This is a genomic window from Bifidobacterium tibiigranuli (assembly GCF_009371885.1).
Lineage (GTDB): Bacteria > Actinomycetota > Actinomycetes > Actinomycetales > Bifidobacteriaceae > Bifidobacterium > Bifidobacterium tibiigranuli.
Map to the genome: position 1 here is coordinate 30,042 of NZ_QLZA01000011.1, position 20,026 is coordinate 50,067.

At 63.1% G+C, this 20,026-nt stretch carries 17 protein-coding genes and 1 tRNA gene; 2 read left to right on the plus strand and 16 right to left on the minus strand.

Translation table 11 applies throughout. The features are described 5' to 3' along the window. Positions 1-6 precede the first annotated feature (6 nt). The gene (locus DDF78_RS09865) at positions 7-951 is read left to right on the plus strand and encodes a PucR family transcriptional regulator (RefSeq protein WP_152581565.1); all 945 of its coding nucleotides are present in this window, start codon (positions 7-9) and stop codon (positions 949-951) included. A 126-nt stretch (positions 952-1,077) separates the two neighbouring features. Here the strand turns inward: DDF78_RS09865 and rplA are convergent, their stop codons facing one another. The 15 genes from rplA to dapE all read right to left on the minus strand — a co-directional run bounded on the left by rplA (position 1,078) and on the right by dapE (position 17,005). Then, positions 1,078-1,770, minus strand: coding sequence for a 50S ribosomal protein L1 (rplA, locus tag DDF78_RS09870; RefSeq protein ID WP_152581566.1), 693 nt, complete (start codon positions 1,768-1,770; stop codon positions 1,078-1,080). 13 nt (positions 1,771-1,783) lie between these two features. After that, positions 1,784-2,215: a 50S ribosomal protein L11 gene (gene rplK / locus DDF78_RS09875; protein ID WP_152581567.1), complete on the minus strand. Its 432-nt coding sequence runs from the start codon at positions 2,213-2,215 to the stop codon at positions 1,784-1,786. A gap of 402 nt (positions 2,216-2,617) precedes the next feature. Next, positions 2,618-2,977: a hypothetical protein gene (locus tag DDF78_RS09880; protein WP_152581568.1), complete on the minus strand. Its 360-nt coding sequence runs from the start codon at positions 2,975-2,977 to the stop codon at positions 2,618-2,620. A gap of 63 nt (positions 2,978-3,040) precedes the next feature. Continuing rightward, positions 3,041-4,558 carry a sodium:solute symporter family transporter gene (locus DDF78_RS09885; protein WP_237564644.1) on the minus strand — a complete coding sequence of 506 codons (1,518 nt, stop codon included), beginning with the start codon at positions 4,556-4,558 and terminating at the stop codon, positions 3,041-3,043. After that, positions 4,507-4,752, minus strand: coding sequence for a hypothetical protein (locus tag DDF78_RS12145; RefSeq protein WP_237564645.1), 246 nt, complete (start codon positions 4,750-4,752; stop codon positions 4,507-4,509). The genes DDF78_RS09885 and DDF78_RS12145 overlap by 52 nt, the downstream gene beginning before the upstream one ends. A 549-nt stretch (positions 4,753-5,301) precedes the next feature. Next, on the minus strand, positions 5,302-6,246 hold the full coding sequence (gene nusG, locus DDF78_RS09890; protein ID WP_152581569.1) for a transcription termination/antitermination protein NusG: 945 nt from the start codon (positions 6,244-6,246) through the stop codon (positions 5,302-5,304). A 28-nt stretch (positions 6,247-6,274) separates the two neighbouring features. Further along, a complete protein-coding gene (gene secE / locus DDF78_RS09895; RefSeq protein ID WP_152581570.1) occupies positions 6,275-6,502 on the minus strand; it encodes a preprotein translocase subunit SecE in 228 nt (75 codons plus the stop codon). A gap of 36 nt (positions 6,503-6,538) precedes the next feature. Further along, a tRNA-Trp gene (locus tag DDF78_RS09900) sits at positions 6,539-6,614 on the minus strand. 149 nt (positions 6,615-6,763) lie between these two features. After that, positions 6,764-7,969, minus strand: a complete 1,206-nt coding sequence (locus tag DDF78_RS09905) for a pyridoxal phosphate-dependent aminotransferase (protein ID WP_152581625.1) — start codon at positions 7,967-7,969, stop codon at positions 6,764-6,766. A gap of 230 nt (positions 7,970-8,199) precedes the next feature. Further along, the gene (gene proB, locus DDF78_RS09910; protein WP_152581571.1) at positions 8,200-9,333 is read right to left on the minus strand and encodes a glutamate 5-kinase; all 1,134 of its coding nucleotides are present in this window, start codon (positions 9,331-9,333) and stop codon (positions 8,200-8,202) included. Between the two features lie 207 nt (positions 9,334-9,540). Beyond that, positions 9,541-11,217 (minus strand): GTPase ObgE, encoded by a 1,677-nt coding sequence (gene obgE / locus DDF78_RS09915; protein WP_152581572.1) that lies wholly within the window; start codon positions 11,215-11,217, stop codon positions 9,541-9,543. Positions 11,218-11,544: 327 nt separating this feature from the next. Continuing rightward, positions 11,545-11,799, minus strand: coding sequence for a 50S ribosomal protein L27 (gene rpmA, locus DDF78_RS09920; protein ID WP_152581573.1), 255 nt, complete (start codon positions 11,797-11,799; stop codon positions 11,545-11,547). Between the two features lie 45 nt (positions 11,800-11,844). Then, positions 11,845-12,153, minus strand: a complete 309-nt coding sequence (gene rplU / locus DDF78_RS09925; protein ID WP_152581574.1) for a 50S ribosomal protein L21 — start codon at positions 12,151-12,153, stop codon at positions 11,845-11,847. A gap of 162 nt (positions 12,154-12,315) precedes the next feature. Continuing rightward, positions 12,316-15,318: an Rne/Rng family ribonuclease gene (locus DDF78_RS09930; protein WP_152581626.1), complete on the minus strand. Its 3,003-nt coding sequence runs from the start codon at positions 15,316-15,318 to the stop codon at positions 12,316-12,318. Positions 15,319-15,814: 496 nt separating this feature from the next. Next, complete coding sequence (dapE, locus tag DDF78_RS09935) at positions 15,815-17,005, minus strand: succinyl-diaminopimelate desuccinylase (protein WP_162000815.1); 1,191 nt, start codon at positions 17,003-17,005, stop codon at positions 15,815-15,817. Positions 17,006-17,231: 226 nt separating this feature from the next. Here dapE and DDF78_RS09940 point away from each other — a divergent pair, with 226 nt between their 5' ends. Then, complete coding sequence (locus DDF78_RS09940; protein WP_152581576.1) at positions 17,232-18,173, plus strand: AEC family transporter; 942 nt, start codon at positions 17,232-17,234, stop codon at positions 18,171-18,173. Between the two features lie 274 nt (positions 18,174-18,447). Here DDF78_RS09940 and DDF78_RS09945 read toward each other — a convergent pair whose 3' ends face one another. Continuing rightward, the gene (locus DDF78_RS09945) at positions 18,448-19,890 is read right to left on the minus strand and encodes an ABC transporter permease family protein (protein ID WP_152581577.1); all 1,443 of its coding nucleotides are present in this window, start codon (positions 19,888-19,890) and stop codon (positions 18,448-18,450) included. Positions 19,891-20,026 lie beyond the last annotated feature (136 nt).

A 20,026-nucleotide genomic window follows, 5' to 3' on the forward strand; every position in this document is an offset into this window, starting at 1 on the left:
GGAAGCATGAGCGACACCGAACTAGGAGACGAGACAGACGAGCGGGGCGATGCCAGCGAAGGCATATCCGTCGATGCCGACTTCCTCGAAGCCTTGGGAATCGCTCGAATTCCTGCGTCAGGCAATCCAGCAGACAGCGCTGCCGACCCTACCGACACTGCCGACCCCGCCAACGATGATTCGCAGCACGAAGCTTTCTGGGCACTGAGCGACGAGGCGCAGACCCGGCTCGAATCCATAGCCTTCGAATCGCTGCTGCATGGTCTGAGCGACGCGCGCGTCGAATCGCTGCTGCGCGTGCTCGGCTGGCCGGGCTCCTTCGCCTGCTTCGCCATCGCGGGCACGCCCAAAGCCTCCTATCACGATAGTCGAAGCACGATAGCCAAAGCCGTGCGCGATCTCGGCGGAAGCAGCTGCCTCATCGGGCGGCACGAATCGTGGTGCGTGGCCTTGGTGGAGGTGCGCGGAGCCGCAACCCCCGAAGTGACCTGCACGGCGGCGCTCAGCGCATTCAGCGACAAGCAGCCGGTCTGCCTGGGGCCGGTCAGAAAGAATGCCTCAGGCGCTGCCAAGGCCGTGAACGGCGTGCTCAATGCGCTGCGTTCCGCCCCTGCCGTGCACCCGCTCCCCCGGCCCATGCGGGCCGACGACGTGCTGCCCGAACGGGCGCTCATCGGAGATAGCGACGCCAGAAACGAACTGTATACGGCCGTGTACCACAGCCTGCTCAGCGACAATGCCGACGACCCGACGCTGAGCACCGTCTCCGCGTTCATCCAGTCCGGCGGCTCCCTCGATGCCACGGCTCGCGAGCTCAATGTGCACCCCAACACCGTGCGTTACCGGCTCAAGCGGGCGGCTGAAACCACCGGCTGGGATGCCACCAACCCGCGCGAATCCTATGTCTTGCAGACGGCCATCGCATTGGGCCGCATCCGCGACGCCCATTAGGGCAGCATCCCATTTAGTGCAGCGTCATAGTTACAGCATCACAGCGCAGCGTCTAAGCCGACCGGATACGACGAAGGCCCACGCCATTGCGACGCGGGCCTTCGGTGATTAGTCTCAGCCGAGCAATCAGGCTAGAGTGGCGACATCCAGCGGGATGCCGGGGCTCATGGTGGAGCTGATCGTTGCCTTGGTGAGGTAGCGGCCCTTCAGGGTGGAGGGCTTGAGACGCTTGATCTCATCGGCCACAACCTTGAAGTTCTCCTCCAACGCGCTCTCATCGAACGACGTCTTGCCGATGATGAACGAGAGGTTGCCGTTCTTGTCCACGCGGAACTCGATCTTGCCGCCCTTGATGTCGGACACGGCCTTGGCCACGTCCATCGTCACGGTGCCGGTCTTCGGGTTCGGCATGAGGCCACGGGGGCCGAGCACGCGGCCCAAGCGGCCGACCTTGCCCATCATGTCCGGGGTAGCCACGACGGCGTCGAAGTCGAGGAAGCCTTCCTGGACCTTCGCCACGAGATCGTCGTCGCCGACGATGTCAGCGCCGGCCTCGGTGGCCTCGCTGGCCTTCGGGCCACGGGCGAACACCGCGACGCGCGCGGTCTTGCCGGTGCCGTTAGGCAGGTTGACCACGCCGCGAACGAGCTGGTCCGCCTTGCGCGGATCGACGTTCAGGCAGTACACGGCCTCGATGGTCTCATCGAAACCGCGCTTCGGCATGCTCTTGATGAGCGCGATAGCCTCGGAAGCGGTGTACAGATTGTTGCGATCGACCTTCTCAGAGGCCTCGCGGTACTTCTTGGAATGCTTGGTCATCAGTCCTCTCCTCTCAGTCCGAAACCGTGATGCCCATCGAGCGCGCAGTGCCCTCGATGATCTTCATGCCGGCTTCAACGTCACGAGCGGAAAGATCAGCCATCTTGGTCTCAGCGATCTCGCGAACCTGAGCCTTGGTGACCGAACCGACCTTGTGCGTCAGCGGATTCTCGGTGCCCTTCGGGATGCCTGCGGCCTTGAGCAGCAGAGCTGCGGCCGGCGGGGTCTTGAGCACGAAGGTGAAGGAGCGATCCTCGAATACGGTGATCTCGACCGGGACGACCTGGCCCATCTTGTCCTGCGTGGCGGCGTTGTACGCCTTGCAGAAGTCCATGATGTTCACGCCGTGCGAGCCCAGAGCCGGGCCGAGCGGCGGGGCCGGATTGGCCTTGCCTGCCTCGATCTGCAGCTTGATCAGCGCCGAGACTTTCTTTTTAGGAGCCATGGTATGTGGTTCTTCTTTCTATGAAGCGGTACCTGCGGTCACCGCCCGCATGCCGTCAGGCTGTTGTCGCGCCATTCACGCACCGAAGTGCGCCCAGCGTCAGCACAGGCCATCCGACTCGCGCGGTTCCCTCCCGCAACTTGTCATGTGCTTGTTTGCGCCAGCAGGTTTCCTCGCCAGACACAAGCCTTCCTATTATGCTGCATCGGCGCGACAAGGGAGGAACGTCCTGAGGCGTTGCACCCCCCCCCATGCGACACGCCCGGATTAAGCTTCACAGGTTGTGGGATAGCTTTTCTGACTGGCGGAATTGCAACAGTCAAAAAAGCTATCAGCCTACTTGTGTATCTGAATCCGGGCGTGTCTGCACATCACCGCATTCGATCGGATGAAACTCCCCGACTACTGCGGCGTGCCTTCATGCTCGACGGCCGCTTTGCGGGCGGACGCTTCGGCGGAGGCGATGATGTCCTCGGCCGGCAGCGGGCGCAGGTGGTTCCACAGCAGGAATCCGATGCCTATCACCAGCATGGCGATGCCGGTCCACAGGTTGATGGCGATGCCGCCGGTCTTGGCGACGTCAGCGCCGGGCTGGAAGATGCCGACTGCGGTGACGATTACGCCGTAGATCGTGAACAGCACGCCGATCAGGCGGCGCAGATCGTTGTTGCGTGCGGACTTGACGGCCTGATCCTTCTGCTCCTGGGTCAGCATCTCCTTATCCGCCTGGGGTTGGGATTGATTTTGGACTTCATCAGTCATTGCATACGCTCCTTAATATTGCTCTCGCGTGTCTATGAGGACTCATGTCTGCGGATTCATGTCTTAGAAGAACGGGATGTAGAACGCGAGGCCGACCACGAAGATGACGCCGCCGAGCACCGCTGGCTTCTTGTACCACGGGACCTTCACCTTGGTCAGATCCTTTCCGGCGGCCTTCGCCGCGCGCTTGGCGTCTTCGAGCTCCTCGGCCTTGGCTGCCCGGAAGTACTTCAAGCCGCCGCTGGCGAAGGTGAGGCCTTCGAGCTCCTTATCCGTCTTGGCCTTGGTGAAGGGCGTGATGGCCGCGGCCACGATCCATGTAGCCAGGCAGGAGAAGATCGCGCCATACCAGGTCTCGGCGGTGGGAGAGCCGAAGATCGGGTTGCCTGCGGCCACGGAGCGCAGATAGAGAATATACGTGATCAGCGGCGCGATGATGCCGCAGATATAGCCGATGGTGCCGGCCTTGTTGGAGACGCGCTTCCACACCAGGCCGAGGATGAACACGGCGAACAGCGGGGCGTTGAAGAAGCTGAACAGGGTCTGCAGATACGTCATGATATTGCCGAACTGGCTGGCGATCCACGCGGTGAACACGGAGACGAACACGCCGATGACGGTGATGATGCGGCCCGTGTTGAGATAGTACTTGTCCTTCTGGCCCGGCTTGACGTAATTCAGCCACAAATCGTAGGTGAACACGGTGTTGAAGGACGAGATGTTCGCGGCCATGCCGGCCATGAACGACGCCATCATGCCGGTGACGGCGATGCCGAGCACGCCGCTGGGCAGGTACTGCTTGAACAGGTAGGGTATGGCTTCGTTGTATTGCAGCACGGGATGGGGGCCGGCGAACAGGTTGCCGACGGTGGCTGCGGCGATGAGCCCGGGGATGACGATAATCATCCAGATGAACATCTTCGGGATGGCGCCCACGATCGGCGTCATGCGCGAGGCGGTCATGCTCTTCGCGGCGAAGGCGCGCTGCACCTCGGTGAAGTTCGTGGTCCAGTAGCCGAAGCCGAGCACGAAGCCCAGGCCCATGATGATGGAGAACCAGTCGCCGCCCACGGGGTTGGTGACGTTGCCGATGCCAGTGCCGACCCATGCATGCATCAGGCCGCCGGAGCCGCCGAGCTTGGTCTGCAGGCCCGACCAGCCGCCGACGCGGTGCAGACCGATGACGGTGACGGAGATCAGCGCCGCGACGATGACGAAGAACTGCATGACCTCGTTGTAGATAGCGGAGGTCAGCCCGCCCAGCGTGATGTAGCTGAGCACGAACACGGCGGACACGATGATGGCGGTCCACTGGCTCCATCCCAGCATGGCCTGCAAAATCAGGGCCATGGCGTACAGGTTGATGCCGGACTGCAGAATCGTGGAGACCGCGAAGCACAGCGAGACGATGAGGTGTGAGCCTTTGCCGAAGCGCTGGTTCATGAACTCGGGCACCGAGCGCACGCCGGAGCCGTAGTAGAACGGCATCATGAAAATGCCGAGGAACACCATGCCGGGCACTGCGCCGATCAGGTAGTAATGAATGGTCGGCATGCCGATCTGCGCGCCGTTCGCGGCCATGCCCAGAATCTCAGTGGCACCGAGATTGGCCGCGCAGAACGCCCGGCGAGCAGGAAGTCCTCACTGGATTTCTGCTGCCTGTGAATCGAGTATCCAATCCAGACGATCATAGCGAAATAAATAGCGAGAATCAGCCAGTCGACCCAGCCTAACGACAGGCGTATCGCCGATTCCCCAGCAGCAAGTTCTACCATGCCACCGCCTTCTTTCCTCTTTGAACAATGATTCATCTTCAGCGCAATCAGACATTCGTTGTCACCGGTTACGCTAATAGCACATCATCGTAGGCTTTTGCGCGGCGCTCTTCAAACTCGTTTGACTGTTCTGCGGCCTGCTGCGCGGCGGCAACAGGCCAGTCGAACACGGTTCGATGTGCGGTTTTATGTGCGCTGTACTTTGCGATTGCGTGAGCTGCGTAAGGCTGCATGTGGCTGCGTATGCCTGTATGCGTTTGCCCCAGTCTGCGCTGACCGTCTTTTGTGATGTGCAGGCACGAGGCAGTCACGGAGCAGCTACGACAACGGAACATCGGTGTCGTGCCGTGTGCGCAGCTGGCATGTTCGGCATACGCAGCCGAAAATTTTTTCATTGACTATGCGACACGCCCGGATTAAGCTTCACAGGTTGTGGGATAGCTTTTCTGACTGGCGGAATTGCAGCAGTCAAAAAAACTATGAGCCTACTTGTGTAGCCCAATCCGGGCGTGTCGACGAAGTTAGAAGGGTAACGGGCAGCGAGCGGACTCAGTCCAGCTTCTCGACCTGTTCGAAGCCGAGTTCGACCGGCGTATCGCGGCCGAAGATGGAGACGAGCACCGTGAGCTTCTGCGTGGTGGGCTCGACGTCGGAGACGACGGCTGCCATCGTGGCGAACGGCCCATCGGTGACGGTGACCTGATCGCCGATCGCGTAGGAGACCTCGACCGTGCGCTTCTTGGCTGCGGCGGGCTTGTCGCCAGCTTCCTTGAGCGCCTCGGAGGCGATCATCGGGGCCATCATGCGCACGACTTCCTTGCGGCTGAGCGGTGCCGGCTCCTTGGTCGGGCCGACGAATCCGGTAACGCCTTCGGTCTCGCGCACGATACGGCGGGCGTTCTCGTCAGGCCACATGCGGATGAGCACGTAGCCGGGCACACGCATGCGCGTGATAATCTTCTTGCCCTTGTCGGTATGCTTCTCGACCTCTTCCATGGGCACTTCGATCTGGAAGATCTTGTCTTCCAGCCCGAAGCTCTGCACACGGGATTCGACGTTAGTCTTCACGCGCTTCTCGTAACCGGAGTAGGTATGCAGCACATACCATTTGCCGTCGAGCGTGCGCAGGCTCTTCGAGAACTCCTTGACGGCCTTGCTGCCCGCGTCATCGGGCTGCTCGGCGTCTTCTGCGTTGGATTGCGCGGCATCACCCTCGGCATCACCTTCGTCAGCGGCACCTTCATCAGCGTCAGCGTCATCAGCGTCAGCGACACCGTCAGCAGCAGTGTCGTCCACAACAGTATTGTCTACAACAGTGTCGTTCGCTACGGCAGCGTCGGCGTCGTTCTCGTTAGTCGAGGTCGCAGCGTCAGCACCGTCCGCAGCCTGCGATTTGGCGTCCTGTGCGGCCGGAGTGGCCGCAGCATCCTGGGCATTGTCTTCGGGGATATCGGGCAGCGCGTCGAGGCTGTCGAAGTTCAATTCATCATTCATGCGTCATTCACCTTAGATTCGCTCGAGCTCAGCCGAAGATCTTCAGGGCGAGCTTGCCAAGCCCCAGATCCATGCCGGTAACGATAAGCATCAGGAACAGCACGAAGACGAAGACGGCGAATGACCAGCCGAGCAACTCCTTGCTCGTAGGGCTTACGACCTTGCGAAGCTCATCGATGATCTGCTTGATGAACAAGCCGATGCGCATGAAAACATTTGGCTTCACGGCCTGTTCCGTTTCGTGTGCCTTCGCCATTTCCATCCTTCGCTTGGCTGATATTGCTTCGAGTACTGGCAGGGAAGGCGGGACTCGAACCCACAACCTACGGTTTTGGAGACCGTTGCGCTACCAATTGCGCCACTTCCCTATGGTGTTTGCCGCTGCCGCACGCAAAGCGTGGCGCATGGCAAAACTGCCAAGTAGCCATACTAGCGAACACCCTAGATTTCGTCCAATGGAGTACCAAGTCGTGTTGCCGGCAATCCTACTGAACCGTTAACAGGCAGCACAGCCGACTCACCCCACCCAGGCAGCCAGCCGCCTCATGCCTTCGGCGAGCTGGTCGTCTGCCAGCGCATACGAGAAGCGCAGATAGCCCGGTGCTCCGAATGCCTCGCCGGGCACGGCGGCGACATGCGCCTGATCGAGCAGTGCGGCGGCGAAGTCGGCGGAAGTCGTGCACACGGTGCCTTCGGGGCCGACAGGGCGGCCGAGCAGCGCCTGCACATTGGCGAAGGCGTAGAAGGCGCCCGTGGGAGTCGGGCAGATAATGCCGTCAACGGCGTTCAGCGCTGCGACGATGGCCTTGCGGCGCACATCGAAGGCGGCGCGCATCGTCGCCACTGCGTCCAGCGGCCCGCCCACGGCGGCCAGCGCCGCACGCTGCGAGACGTTCGAGACGTTCGAGCTCAGATGGCCCTGCAGGGTCGAAACCGCTTTGGCCACGGGGGCAGGCGCGACCATCCAGCCGACGCGCCAGCCGGTCATGGCGTAGGTTTTCGCCACGCCGTTGAGCACCAGCAGCTGGTCGCGCAGCTCGGGGACGCACGCGCCGATGTACGACACGCTGGCGTCGTCATAATGCAGATGCTCGTAGATCTCGTCCGAAATGACCCAGATATGGTGCTCAAGCGCCCACTTGCCGATTGCGGTGATGGTGTCCTTGCTCCACACCGCTCCGGTGGGGTTCGACGGCGTGTTGACCACAATGGCCTTGGTTTTGGCGGTGCGGGCCTGCTCGATGGCGTCGATATCCGGTTCGAAGCCGCGCTCCGCTCCGGCGAAGACCTCGACCGGCACGCCGCCGGCGAGTTTGACCGCCTCGGGGTAGCTCGTCCAGTACGGCGCGGGGATGATGACCTCATCGCCGTCATCGAGCAGCACCTGGAACGTCTCGTACACGGCCTGCTTGCCGCCGTTGGTGACCACGACCTGCGCAGGGTCGACGGCGTAGCCGGAATCGCGCAGGGTCTTGTCGGCTATGGCCTGACGCAGCTCGGGCAGGCCGGCCGTCGGCGTGTAGCGATGGTTGCGCGGGTCACGGCAGGCGTCTGCTGCAGCGTCGACGATGTAATCGGGGGTCGGGAAGTTCGGCTCGCCCGCACCGAAGCCGATGACATCCAGCCCGGCGGCCTTCATCGCCTTGGCCTTGGAATCCACCGCCAGGGTGGCGCTTGGCGCCACATTGCCGATACGTGTGCTCAGTTGTTGCCAGTCTGCCATGCTCATGGCTTCTAATGTAGCGAAGTCGCGGAACAACACACCTGCCGGGGGCACATCGCAATCCTAACGTGCACTTTGTCACGTTTTCGGGCGTCTGTGACGGCTGCGCGTCGCCTTTTGACCGCTAACACGAGGCTGGCGTACAAAATGTAACGAAAATCCACTCGGAAACGTGACAAAACGTACATCAGCATTGAGTTAGCGGTCAAAAGGCGACGCCAACGGCATCGCTACACCAGCACGAGGTTGTCGCGGTGGACGAGCGGATGAGCGTATTCCTGGCCGAGCAAGCGGCGCAGCTGCGCGGTATTGCGCCCGAGCATATGCGGAATCTCTTCGGAATCGAAGCCGCACAGCCCTTTGGCCAGATGCGTGCCTGATTCGTCGTCAATCCAGATCGGGTCGCCGGCGGAGAATTCGCCGCGCACCTCGACCACTCCGGCGGAAAGCAGGCTGGCCCGCCCGGCGCGCACCGCCTTGGCTGCACCTTCATCGACGACCAGCGTGCCGCGCGGCTCGGCGGCGAAGCCGATCCACAGCCGACGCGACGATCCGCGATGCTTCACCGGCGCAAAGGCCGTGCCAACGCCATCGCCCATCAGCGCCGGCCCGGCGTTGCTCGCGCAGGTGAGCACGGTGGGGATGCCGGAAACCGCGGCTACACGGGCCGCTTCAAGCTTGGTGATCATGCCGCCGGTGCCGATGCCCGATTCGCTGCTGGTGACCTGCACATCCTCCAACGCGCTGACAACATTGGGCACATAGGCGATGCGGCGTGCGCCGGGATGCGAGGGCGGCGCGGAATACAGCGCATCCACGTCGGTGAGCAGCACGAGCGCGTCCGCCCGCACGATGTTGGCGATGAGCGCGGAAAGCCGGTCGTTGTCGCCAAAGCGAATCTCATTGCTGGCCAGCGCGTCGTTCTCGTTGACAATCGGCACGACGCCGAGTTCGAGCAATCTGTCCAAGGTGCGCTGCGCATTGCGATACTGCACGGCGCGCGTCGTGTCCTCGGCGGTGATGAGAATCTGCCCGACACGCATGCCGAAATGGCCGAATGCCGCCTCGTAATGGGCCATCAGCAGCCCCTGGCCCACCGAAGCGGTGGCCTGCTGGGTGGCGACATCAGTAGGGCGCTGCGTGAACCCCAGCAGACCGAATCCGGCGGCGATGGCGCCCGAGGACACCAGCACCAGCCGAGCGCCCATCGCAGCAGTGCACGCGAGGGCCTGCACGAGCGCATCGAGCCGGGCCACATCGAGATGGCCGGCAGTATCGGTCAGCGAGCTTGAACCGACTTTGACGACGATGGTGCGCGCCTGCGCGATGGCCTGGCGCACTTGCGTCTGCGACGACGTGTTCATCGAATCCTGCTTCCTTCCGCAGCCGCCTGCTAGATTTCACGCAGCTCTCGCATACCATGCAAACGCTGCCGCTTCACTGTTCGACGGCCTTCTGCCCCCTGTGCTCCCGCCCGCACCACGATCTGGCGCACAGCCAAACCGCATGCGACTGCGGGACTCGTCTACGAGCATAGCGGCGTGGGCACCCACGCCACTATGCGCCTGCGACTATTCGCCGTCCTCGGCACGGCCCAGCAGACCGTGCTCGTCGTGGCGGTCATCGTCCACAGCCGGATCGGCCCAGTGCCCCGACGCCCGCTCCTCCTTCATGACCTCGCGCACGGCCGTCTTGGCATCCATCATCTCGTGATACTCGCGACGACGCTCCTCATTGGTACGCCTGCGGGCGCGGGTCTCGCCCTCGTCAAGGCGCAGATCCTTGCCACGCGCGCCAAGCTGCGCACCATCGAGCATTTCCGCGCCGGCGGCGATGGTCGGATCCCACTCGAATTCGACGGCGTTATTGCCCTGCCCGATGCGAATCGTATCACCGGGATGCGCGCCCTTCTTGCGCAGAGCATCCTCGACGCCGAGCTTGGCCAGCCGGTCGGCGAGATAGCCCACCGCCTCGTCGTTGTCGAAATTCGTCTGCCGCACCCAGCGCTCGGGCTTGGCACCGGTGACGGTGAACCAGAAGTCGCCGCCCTTGTCTTCCTCGCGCTCAATGTGGTAATCGTAGGCGCTGCCGCGCTCCTCGTCGCTGCGACGGCGACGACGGGCCGGCTCCTCCAACGGCTTGATGACCACGCGGGCCTGCTCCTCCTGGCGCTCCTGCTCAGCGATCTTCGCGCGCAGCTCGACCACCATCTCGCCCAGCGCGAAGCCCAGCTCTTTCAAGCCCTCATGCGAGGCCGTCGAGACCGCGAAGACGCGCAGCCCCAGCTTCTCGAACTCTGGGCGCACGAAATCGGCCAGCTCCTTAGCCTCGGGCACATCGACCTTATTGAGAATAATCACGCGCGGACGCTCGGGAATCGCGATGGCGCCCAGCGGCAGTTCCAGCTGATCGGCGTACTGCTCCAGCTCATGCTCGAGCGCACGATAGTCGGAAATCGGGTCGCGGTCGGGTTCGAGCGTCGCGCAGTCAATCACATGCGCGATGATCTCCGTGCGCTCGATATGGCGCAGGAATTCCAGCCCCAGGCCCTTGCCCTGCGAGGCACCGGGAATGAGGCCCGGCACGTCGGCGATGGTGTAGCGGTATTCGCTGGCCATGACCACGCCGAGATTCGGCACCAAGGTGGTAAACGGATAGTCGGCGATCTTCGGCTTGGCCGAGCTCATCGCGCCCACCAGGCTCGACTTGCCCGACGAGGGGAAGCCCACTAGCGCCACATCGGCGATGGACTTGAGCTCAAGCACCACGTCGCGCTCCTCGCCCGGCTCGCCCAGCAGCGCGAAGCCCGGCGCGCGGCGGGTCCGGCTGGCCAGCGCAGCGTTGCCCAGGCCACCCATGCCGCCGGCAGCCGCCACGAATCGATCGCCCTCATGGCGCAGATCGGCAAGCCGATCGCCCGGGCGCTTGGAAGCGCCCTGCGCGCCTTTGGCGGTGAAGATAACCGTGCCCAGCGGCACCGGAAGGATCAGATCCTCGCCTTTGGAGCCATCCTTGGTGTCACCCAGGCCCATAGTGCCGCTGCCCGCAGTGCGATGCGGCATGAACCGGTAATCCAGCAGGCTGTTCGCATTCGACGCCGCGACGAAGGTGACAGAGCCGCCGTCGCCGCCATTGCCGCCATTCGGGCCGGCCAAGGGCTTGTACTTCTCGCGTTTGATCCCGGCGGAGCCATTGCCGCCGTCGCCGCCCTTGACATGGACGGTGACGCGATCCACAAAATCACTCATGGTTTTACCTTACTTGGTGCGTTGTATTCGGGTTGGATTAGGTCGTGTGGGGCTTGAGCGCGGAAGGGTTACGGTCCGCGTAGGGCTTAAGTCGGCTACAGGAGTACAGTCCGTGTGGGGCTTTGGATGGCCCTTCTTCGACACACTCGAGGCCGTTTGGCCAAGCTTACAGTCGAAGAAGGGCCATCCAAAGCCCCACACTCGTAGGTAAGCGTGCGTCGGTAGACCATTCGTTGAGCGGAAAATGAAAAGGCCGTGCCATCGAGGCACGGCCTTTTCTTGAAAGCTGAATGTGCTAGACAGTCACACTGCCAGACAGTCAGGCAATTACTCGGCGGATACTACGTCTACGACTTTGCGGTCGCGGCGGATGCCGAACTTTACGTTGCCGTCGGACAGGGCGAACAGCGTGTGGTCCTTGCCCGTGCCGACGTTTTCGCCGGCGTGGAACTTGGTGCCGCGCTGACGCACGATGATGTTGCCCGCGATGACCGGCTCGCCGCCGAACTTCTTCACACCGAGGTATTGAGGCCCTGAATCGCGGCCGTTGCGTGAGGCGGATGCGCCCTTCTTATGTGCCATGATCTATTCCCTTTCGCTTCTTGTAAGTCGCTGGATTGCCGAGAATCAGGCAATCGCCGTGATCTTGACGGCGGAAAGCGGCTGACGGTGACCCTTGCGACGGGCGACACCGGTCTTGTTCTTGAACTTCTGAATATTGATCTTCGGCCCCTTGGCCTCATCGTCAACGACCTCGGCCTTGACGCTGAGCTTGGCCAGATCCTTGGCACCGAGGGTCACCTTGGAACCGTCGACAACGAGCGCGACCGGGAATTCCACGGCATCGCCCTTCTTCGCATCGAGACGGTTGACCAGGATGACGTCACCGACCTCGACCTTTTCCTGATGGCCACCGGCCTTCACAATCGCGTACATAATCCGTTCCTTGCTGTTTCTGGAAAGCTGTCTGTCCGGCACGTTTGAGCCCTACGGCCAGACACCAGCTATCTAACATACACCGACCCGTCTACCGACGTCAAATCATTGGCGTCACACGTCGTCACACGTCGCCGGTGCCATTTATTTACTCGTATTTATTTACTCGTCGTCGTCACGGTCGTCGCTGCCGTCAACGTCCACAGGCTCGTTCGCGGCAACCGCCGCCGCGGCGATCTGCGCGAGCTTGGCCTTGACGTCAGGGCTTGAGCCCTTCGGCGCCTGCACTTCGGGCGCGCCGTGACCGTGCTTGTTCGTCTTGACGAAGGGATCGCCGCCTTTCATCGCATACGGGTCGGCGTAATCGGAGGAAATCGTCGGCTCGTCGTGCAGGATGAAGCCGCGGCCCTTGCAGGTCGGGCATTCCTCGGAGAAGGCCTCGACCAGACCCTGGCCGACGCGCTTGCGCGTCATCTGCACCAATCCCAGCGAGGTGACCTCGGCCACCTGATGCTTCGTGCGGTCGCGGGCCAGGCATTCCACCAGCCGGCGCAGCACCAGATCGCGGTTCGCGGGCATCACCATATCGACGTAATCGATCATGATCATGCCGCCGATATCACGCAGCCGCAATTGGCGCGCAATCTCCTCGGAGGCTTCCAGGTTGCAGCGGGTCACTGTCTCCTCAAGCGACTTGCCTTTGCCGATGAACCGGCCAGTATTCACGTCGACCGTGGTCATGGCCTCGGTGCGGTCAATGACGATCGAACCGCCGGAAGGCAGGTAGACCTGACGCTCCATGCCCTTGCGCAACTGGCTGTCAATCTGCCACTTGTCGAACACGTCCTTGCCCTCATGCTCGCCCGGATCCCAGAGTTCAAGCTTGTCCTTGAGATCAGGCGCCATCGTGTCAAGGTATTCGGCGATGCGCTCGTAGACGCGCCCGCCCTCGACGATGAGCCTGGAGAAGTCGTCGTTGAAGATGTCGCGCACGACGCGGATGGCCACATCCGGCTCGCCCTGCAGCAGCTTGGGACGCTTGCCGTGCAGGAACTCCTCGCGTTTGGCGCTCACGCGCTCCCACTGGCGCGCCAGATTCTGCAGATCCTTGGTGAGCGCCTCTTCGGAAGCGCCCTCGGCGGCCGTGCGGATGATCACGCCCATATCCTTCGGCGCGATCTTGGAGACGATGGACTTGAGCCGGTTGCGCTCACGCTCGGAAAGCTTGCGGCTGACACCGGTCATGCCGCCGGAAGGCACCAGCACGAGGAAACGCCCGGCGAGCGTGACCTGCGAAGTCAGCCGCGCGCCCTTATGCCCGATCGGGTCCTTCGTGACCTGCACCAGCACCGGATCGCCGGAGCGATAGGCCAGTTCGATGCGCCGGGGCTGGCCCTCAAGGCGCGTCGAATCCCAGTTCACCTCGCCGGCGTAGAGCACGCCGTTGCGCGCCTGGCCGATGTCGACGAACGCAGCCTCCATGCTCGGCAGCACGTTCTGGATGCGGCCGAGGTAGATATTGCCGACGGTGGCGACCTCCTGGATGTCGGAGACGTAATGCTCGACGAGCACATTGTCTTCAATCACGGAGATCTGCGTGTGCCGTTCGCGCTCGCGCACGATCATAAGGCGCTCGACGTTCTCGCGGCGGGCCAGGAAATCCTGCTCCATGAGCTGGCCCTGGCGGCTGCGTTCGCGGCGATTGTCGCGCCGGCGCTGCTTCTTGGCCTCCAAGCGGGTGGAGCCCTCAATGTCGGTGATCTCGTCGATGTACTGCTGCTTGCGCGAACGACGCGCACTCTGGCGCTCATCGACGTCCTCGGCGTCCCGCTGCCCGCGGCGGCGACGGCGACGGCGCGTCAGCGTCGTGCCCTCGGAATCGTCCTCGCTGCGGCGGCGACGGCGCGTCTGCATGTGCTCGCCGCGGCTTTCCTCGTCCTCGTCTTCGTGTTCGTTTCGATCGTTACGGTCGTTGCGCCCATGCCTTGCGTCGTCGCGCTCGTTGCGCTCGTCACGTTCGTCGCGCTCATGTTCGCGCTGCGCAGCATCGTCACGGCTCGCGGCATCGTCGCGATCGGCACGGCTGCGCCGGCGACGACGCGAACGGGTCGAGGCCCCTTCCTCATCGTCATTAATCGGCCGGTAGGCGATGTTGTCGTATTCGAGGTCTTCCTCGATCTGCTCGACTTCACCTGCGGCACGCCGCTCCTGGGCGTTCAAACGACGCGAACGGCCGGAACGACCTGTTGCGGAAGATCCTTCGGACTCATCCTCGCGCTCGCTGCGGCCGCTCCGGGAACCGCTGTGATCGTCATCGCGCGATTCATCGCGAAACTCATCATGAGTATCGTGATTATTATGCCGACGGCGAACATGCGTGGATATTTCGCGCTCGTCGTTCTCAGTGTCCTCGTCACGCGCATCCTGGGCCTGGCCCCGGCGCGAACGGGTACGGCGCGTCACCCGCGGCTGCGCCTCGTCCGAATCCTCATCATCATCGCCCGCGCGAGAATGGCCGCCCGCATCAGCAGCAGCACCTGGCAGCACCGGCTCCTGGAACAGCAGCGAGGTCATAGGACGCGGGTTGTGGTGCGACTCATGGCCGACAGGCAACGACTCGACCACATCCGCCGCACGATCAGTATCATGCGCAGCCGGTTCGGACTCCTGGCGCGAGACCCTGCGCGAGCGGGTGCGGCGAGCCGGCTTGCGCTCTTCATCGGCCGGTTGAGCGGTGTTGGCTGCGGGCTGGTCCTCGACTGCGGCCGACTCATCGTCGGATTCGTGCGTGCGGCGACGGACGCGCGTGCGGCTTGTCGTCGTACGGGCGCGGCGCGAAACAACCGCCTTGCCGCCGCCTCGCCGTGCCGCAGCACCGCCGGACTCGCCATCGGACTGGTCGCCCGAATCGCTTCCAGTCTCGCCTGCTGTCTCATTGTCAGAATCGATATGCGGCTCCTCGAAAACCGGAGTCGCGCGCTCCTCCACCTTCAACGCAAGCGAGGCGCCAGCCGCACCCGCGCCGCGCACGACGCGACGCCCGACTCTGCGCCGGCGCACAGGAGTCTCGGCCGGCTCCGGCGCGGCAGATTCGCTGCCTGCTGCGTTTGCTGACGTATTGGTATTGCTGGTATTAGTGATTTCAGTAGTATCGGGCTGGTCGATGGAATCGACGCCCGCATGGTTTGCTCTGGGCACAATGCTCCTCGACGCCGCGCTGCAATCATGGCGTCTCTTCTGGCTTCCACCGGTTCCCACGCCACGCTCTCACCGCGGCCATACCCGTAGAAGCACCCTAAAAAGTCTTAGCTCATCGACGGCGGACACCGGCGCTCGCATATCATCACACGAGGGGATCAACACCATCGGAGGCTTTGGCGGCTTGCAGAACCACCGATGTCCAGTATGACACAAAAATCTGAACGCATCGGCACTTTCGCGGTTTGCTGTCGGCGATTCTGCCCCGCAGCCGTGTTCTGCCATGCATGCCATGCCATACGCGTGCCATATGCCCGGCTCAGCGTACGTTTTCCAGCATCTTCGCGAGGTCCGTATTGGAAAACGTACGATAACCGTCGCTCAGCGTACGTTTTCCGATACGGGAGTGCGGAAGGTGTGGGAAAACGTACGCTGAGGGTGGGTGCCCGCCTGTTGTAGTGACTCAGGCACTGAGCCATTCTTGGAGAATGTCGGCCAGCAGGGTCAGGTCGCTGATGGCTGCCTGCTCGTCGCGCTTGTGGGCCAGCAGGGCGCTGCCCGCGCCGAGATTCACGGCCGGGATGCCCAGCTGCGCGAAGCGGGCCACATCCGTCCAGCCGAACTTGGCCTGCGGGTCGCGGCCAGTGCGCTCCTTGACCAGAGCCGCCAGCGATGTGGTCAGCGGCGAGTCCATGCCGGGCCGGGCGCTGGGCGATTCATCGCGCATCTCGATGTCGAAGCCGGCGAACATGCCGCCGGTGGCCTTATGCTCGCCGTTGCCCAGCTGCGCACCGCACTCCTGCCCCATCATGAGCGCCTTGGCCTGCTCAAGCGTTTTATCCGGCGCGAAGCGGTAATTGACGTGCACACGGCACTCGTCGGGGATGACATTCGTGCCGGTGCCCCCCGAAATCAGCGTCGCGTTCACGCCCTCGCGATAGGTCAGCCCGTCCACGAGCACATCCTGCGGCTCGTAGGCCTGAAGCCGGTCCAACACCTCGGCGGCCTTATGGATGGCATTGTCGCCCATCCATGCGCGGGCCGAATGCGCGGCGACGCCATGCGTGACGACGTCGAAGCGAATCGTGCCGTTGCACCCGCCCTCGATGCCGCAGCTGGTCGGCTCGGCGATGATGGCAAAATCGCCGCCCACCCAGTCGGGATGCGCCTCGATCAACCGCCGCAGGCCGTTCTTATCCGCCGAGACTTCCTCGTGATCATAGAGAATGTAGGTCAGATCGTATTTCGGCTCGCGCAGAGTCGCCGCCAAGTACAGCAGCACGGCGTCCGAAGCCTTCATATCCGTGGCCCCGCGCCCCCACATCACCCGTTCGCCGGGATGCTCCTGCGCGATATCCTCGCGGATGAGCGGGTCGCCCGGTTCAAGCCAGCGCGGCGGGAAATTGTCCGCCACCGGCACGGTGTCGAGATGGCCGGCGAGCACCACATGCTGGCCGCGCCCGGCGATGTCGTCGGCGATGACCGTGTCGCCGTGGCGGCGGACGCGCAAACGCCCCAGCGAATCCAGGAAGATTTCCACCGCATCGGCCAATGGCCCTTCGTCATCGCTGACCGAATACATGCCCATGATCTGCGCGAAGATGCGGCTCAGCGCTGCCTGCGCGGTCTCGTCAGGGTCTACGGGGTCTATCATCTGCTGCTCGTTCGCCATGCCTGCCATGGTATCAGGGTGCTTGCCGCAGCCCCCACAAGCAGCTCCACATAATCGATATCCCAACATGTACCCCACATGCACCCGCTTACGCACACCGATTTCGTCGTACCCATGTCCAAATATGTGCTCACGCCTTGGGACTGCGCCACGCCGATGACGGCGCGCCATGGCACACTGGAAGCCATAGGTAGGGAAGGGAAGCGCCATGGGTTTGCTCAGCGCCATGCAGGGGTTCTGCGTCATCGGCATCGTGATCCTCGTGGGGTACATCGCCGCCCGAATGCAGATTGGCGGCCCGAGCGCGCAGATGGTGCTCAACCGCTTCAGCTTCTTCATCGCGAGCCCGTGCCTGATGTTTGCGATTATGGCGAAGGAGCCGATAGCGGAGATTTTCCACCCTTCGATCATCGTTGCCTTCTTCAGCGCAATGGCGGTCGGCGTTGCCTTCCTTGTGCTCAACCGGCTGTTCTTCCACCTCAATGCCGCCGAGGCGACCATCGGAGCGCTTAACTCGCTGTATCTCAATTCCAATAACATCGGTCTGCCGATTGCCACCTACATCCTCGGCAATCCGGGGCTGGTGGCTCCGATTCTGGTCATGCAGCAGGCGGTGTTCACGCCGATCGGGCTCACCGTGCTCGATGTGACGACCAAAGGCGAGGTCTCCGTCAAGGAGATCGCAAGCCAGCCGCTGCATCAGCCGCTGCTGCTCGGCTCGCTGGGCGGCATCGTGGTTTCGGCCATCAGCGCGCGCACCGGCTGGTTCGTGGTGCCGAAGTTCCTTTTCGACCCCATCGATATGATCGGCGCGTCGGCGGTCCCGATGATTCTGATGGCCTTCGGCATGTCGCTGTACGGCAGCCAGCCGATGCAGAACAAGCGCAACCGCGATGCGACCGTTGCCGTCGTCGTGCTGAAGAACATCGTCATGCCGGTCATCGCCTTCCTGCTCGCCTACTTCGTCATGGGTTTCCGTGGCGCGACGCTCTACGCCTGCGTGGTGCTCGCCGCGCTGCCGACCGGGCAGAACGTGTACAACTATGCGGCGCGCTACAACGTGGGCCTGAGCTTCGCGCGCGACGGCATCCTCGTCTCCACCCTCACCAGCCCAATCGTCATAGCCGTGGTCGCAGCGATATTGAGCTGAGCCGTTAAGCGAACAGCACGGCTGAACCGTAAAACAGACAGCACAGTGTGCTGTCTGTAGGTGAAGTGAGGCCCCGCCAAGGGGCCGAAGGACGGCGTGTTTTGCGCCGTCAGTACGCAGGCGAGGTGAGCGCCCGCCAAGGGCGCGAAGGATGGTGTCAAAGGCCCGGTGGGCTCTCCGTAGGCGAGGTGAGGCCCCGCTAAGGGGTCGAAGTAAACGATTGCAAACCTAATGGCGAGTCTTCGCTAGATCTCGTGTCCACCGCCAACTTTGCTCAGTCATCCGCGCGATAATCAAGCAGATCGAGTTTCGAGGCCACGCGATTCGAGGCGAAGGCGCCGATGGATACGAGCGCGTAGCACAGCGCGATGCCGCCGAAGAAGGCCAGCAGCGTCGCCGCATTCGTCATGGCTCCGGCCATCAGCGGGAACATAAGCGCCATCGAGCAGCCGCCGGCGATGAGCACCACGACGTTGAGCGGGGTGAGCACCTCGGCGAAGCGCGCCCGGTTGAGCGTGCGTGTATCCGTGCCCTCGAGCGCGAGCATGCGATACTCCTCCGCCTGCTCATAGACGTTGCCGGCCTGCATAACACCGCAGCTCACCGCCGCCAGAATCGCCGCGAAAGCAAGCGTCAGCAGCCCTCCGGTGCCGATATCGCGTATCAGGATCATGCTGGAATCATCGTGCCCGGAACTTGCATTGGCAGCCTGCGAGAACATCGCGCACACCGAGGTGATGCCGGCGATGAACACGGCCAGCGCGATGCCCGACACGTTGCGCCACGCGCGTTTGGGATTGTCGAGGATGCGGCGCATCGCAATCATCGTCGCGGCGTTGCGCGGCCTGCGCAGCCGGCTCTTGGCGCGGGCGGATATGGCCCACGTGCCCACGAGGTTGATCAGGAAAAAGCACAGCATGATGAATCCGATGACGATAACAACCATCGCGCTCTGCCCCATATGCGCAGCCAGTTGCGGCGTGCGGAATGCGCCGATTGCCAGCGCTACCGCACCGATGAACACCACGACGCGCCATGCGGTCGGCAGCGGCTGCGACGCGCGGCTGGTCACCCCAAGCGGCGTGATCGCCACCCGGCGCAACGCCGCCAGCGCCGACACCAATGACATAATCGTCACGCCAAGGCATACGGCCAGCAGCGCCCACGGCCCGACCCAGAGCTGTACGAAGGTGAAACGCTGATTCTGGAAGGGTATCAGCATCACCAGCGGCATCAGCGCCAAATACCCGCCGATGCCGAGCAGCGCGCCAGACAGGGCCTGACCGGCGGCGTCCAGAGCAGTCAGCCCTGAGACCTGCGGCACTGTGGCACCGACCAGTCGCAAGGCGGCGAGCCGTGCGTCGCGGCGGGACGCGGCCAGTCGCGCGGCCGAAGCGGCGAGTGCGGTGAAGGGAACCACGAGCAGCAGGCAGGCGAAGCCCGCAAGCGCTACATAGGTTCCGGCCATGGGGTCCTGCCCGGTTGCGGCCGCCGCGCTGCCTGCCGCACGTGTTGCCGACGCGCAAGCATGTTCGTTGAGCAGGCAGGCAAGCGTGTGATCGGCCGAAGCCCGCCAAATGAACGCATGCACGCCCCCGAGCACGGTGAGGAAAATCGCGCTCGCCGAGGCGAATGCGATGACGGCCAACAACGACGTATGCCGTTGCGCGCGCAAGCCAGGGCGGTGAAACAGCCTCCACAATCCGAAAATATTCATCGCCAGGTTCCCCTTCCGGTTGCCGCTGCGATTGGTGATGACGACAGCGCCGACGCTGCGAATGCCGGCGTCGATGCCGCCGCGCCCAAGGGCGAGAAAGCCGACTGCTGCATCGCCATGAACCCGGCTACTGACG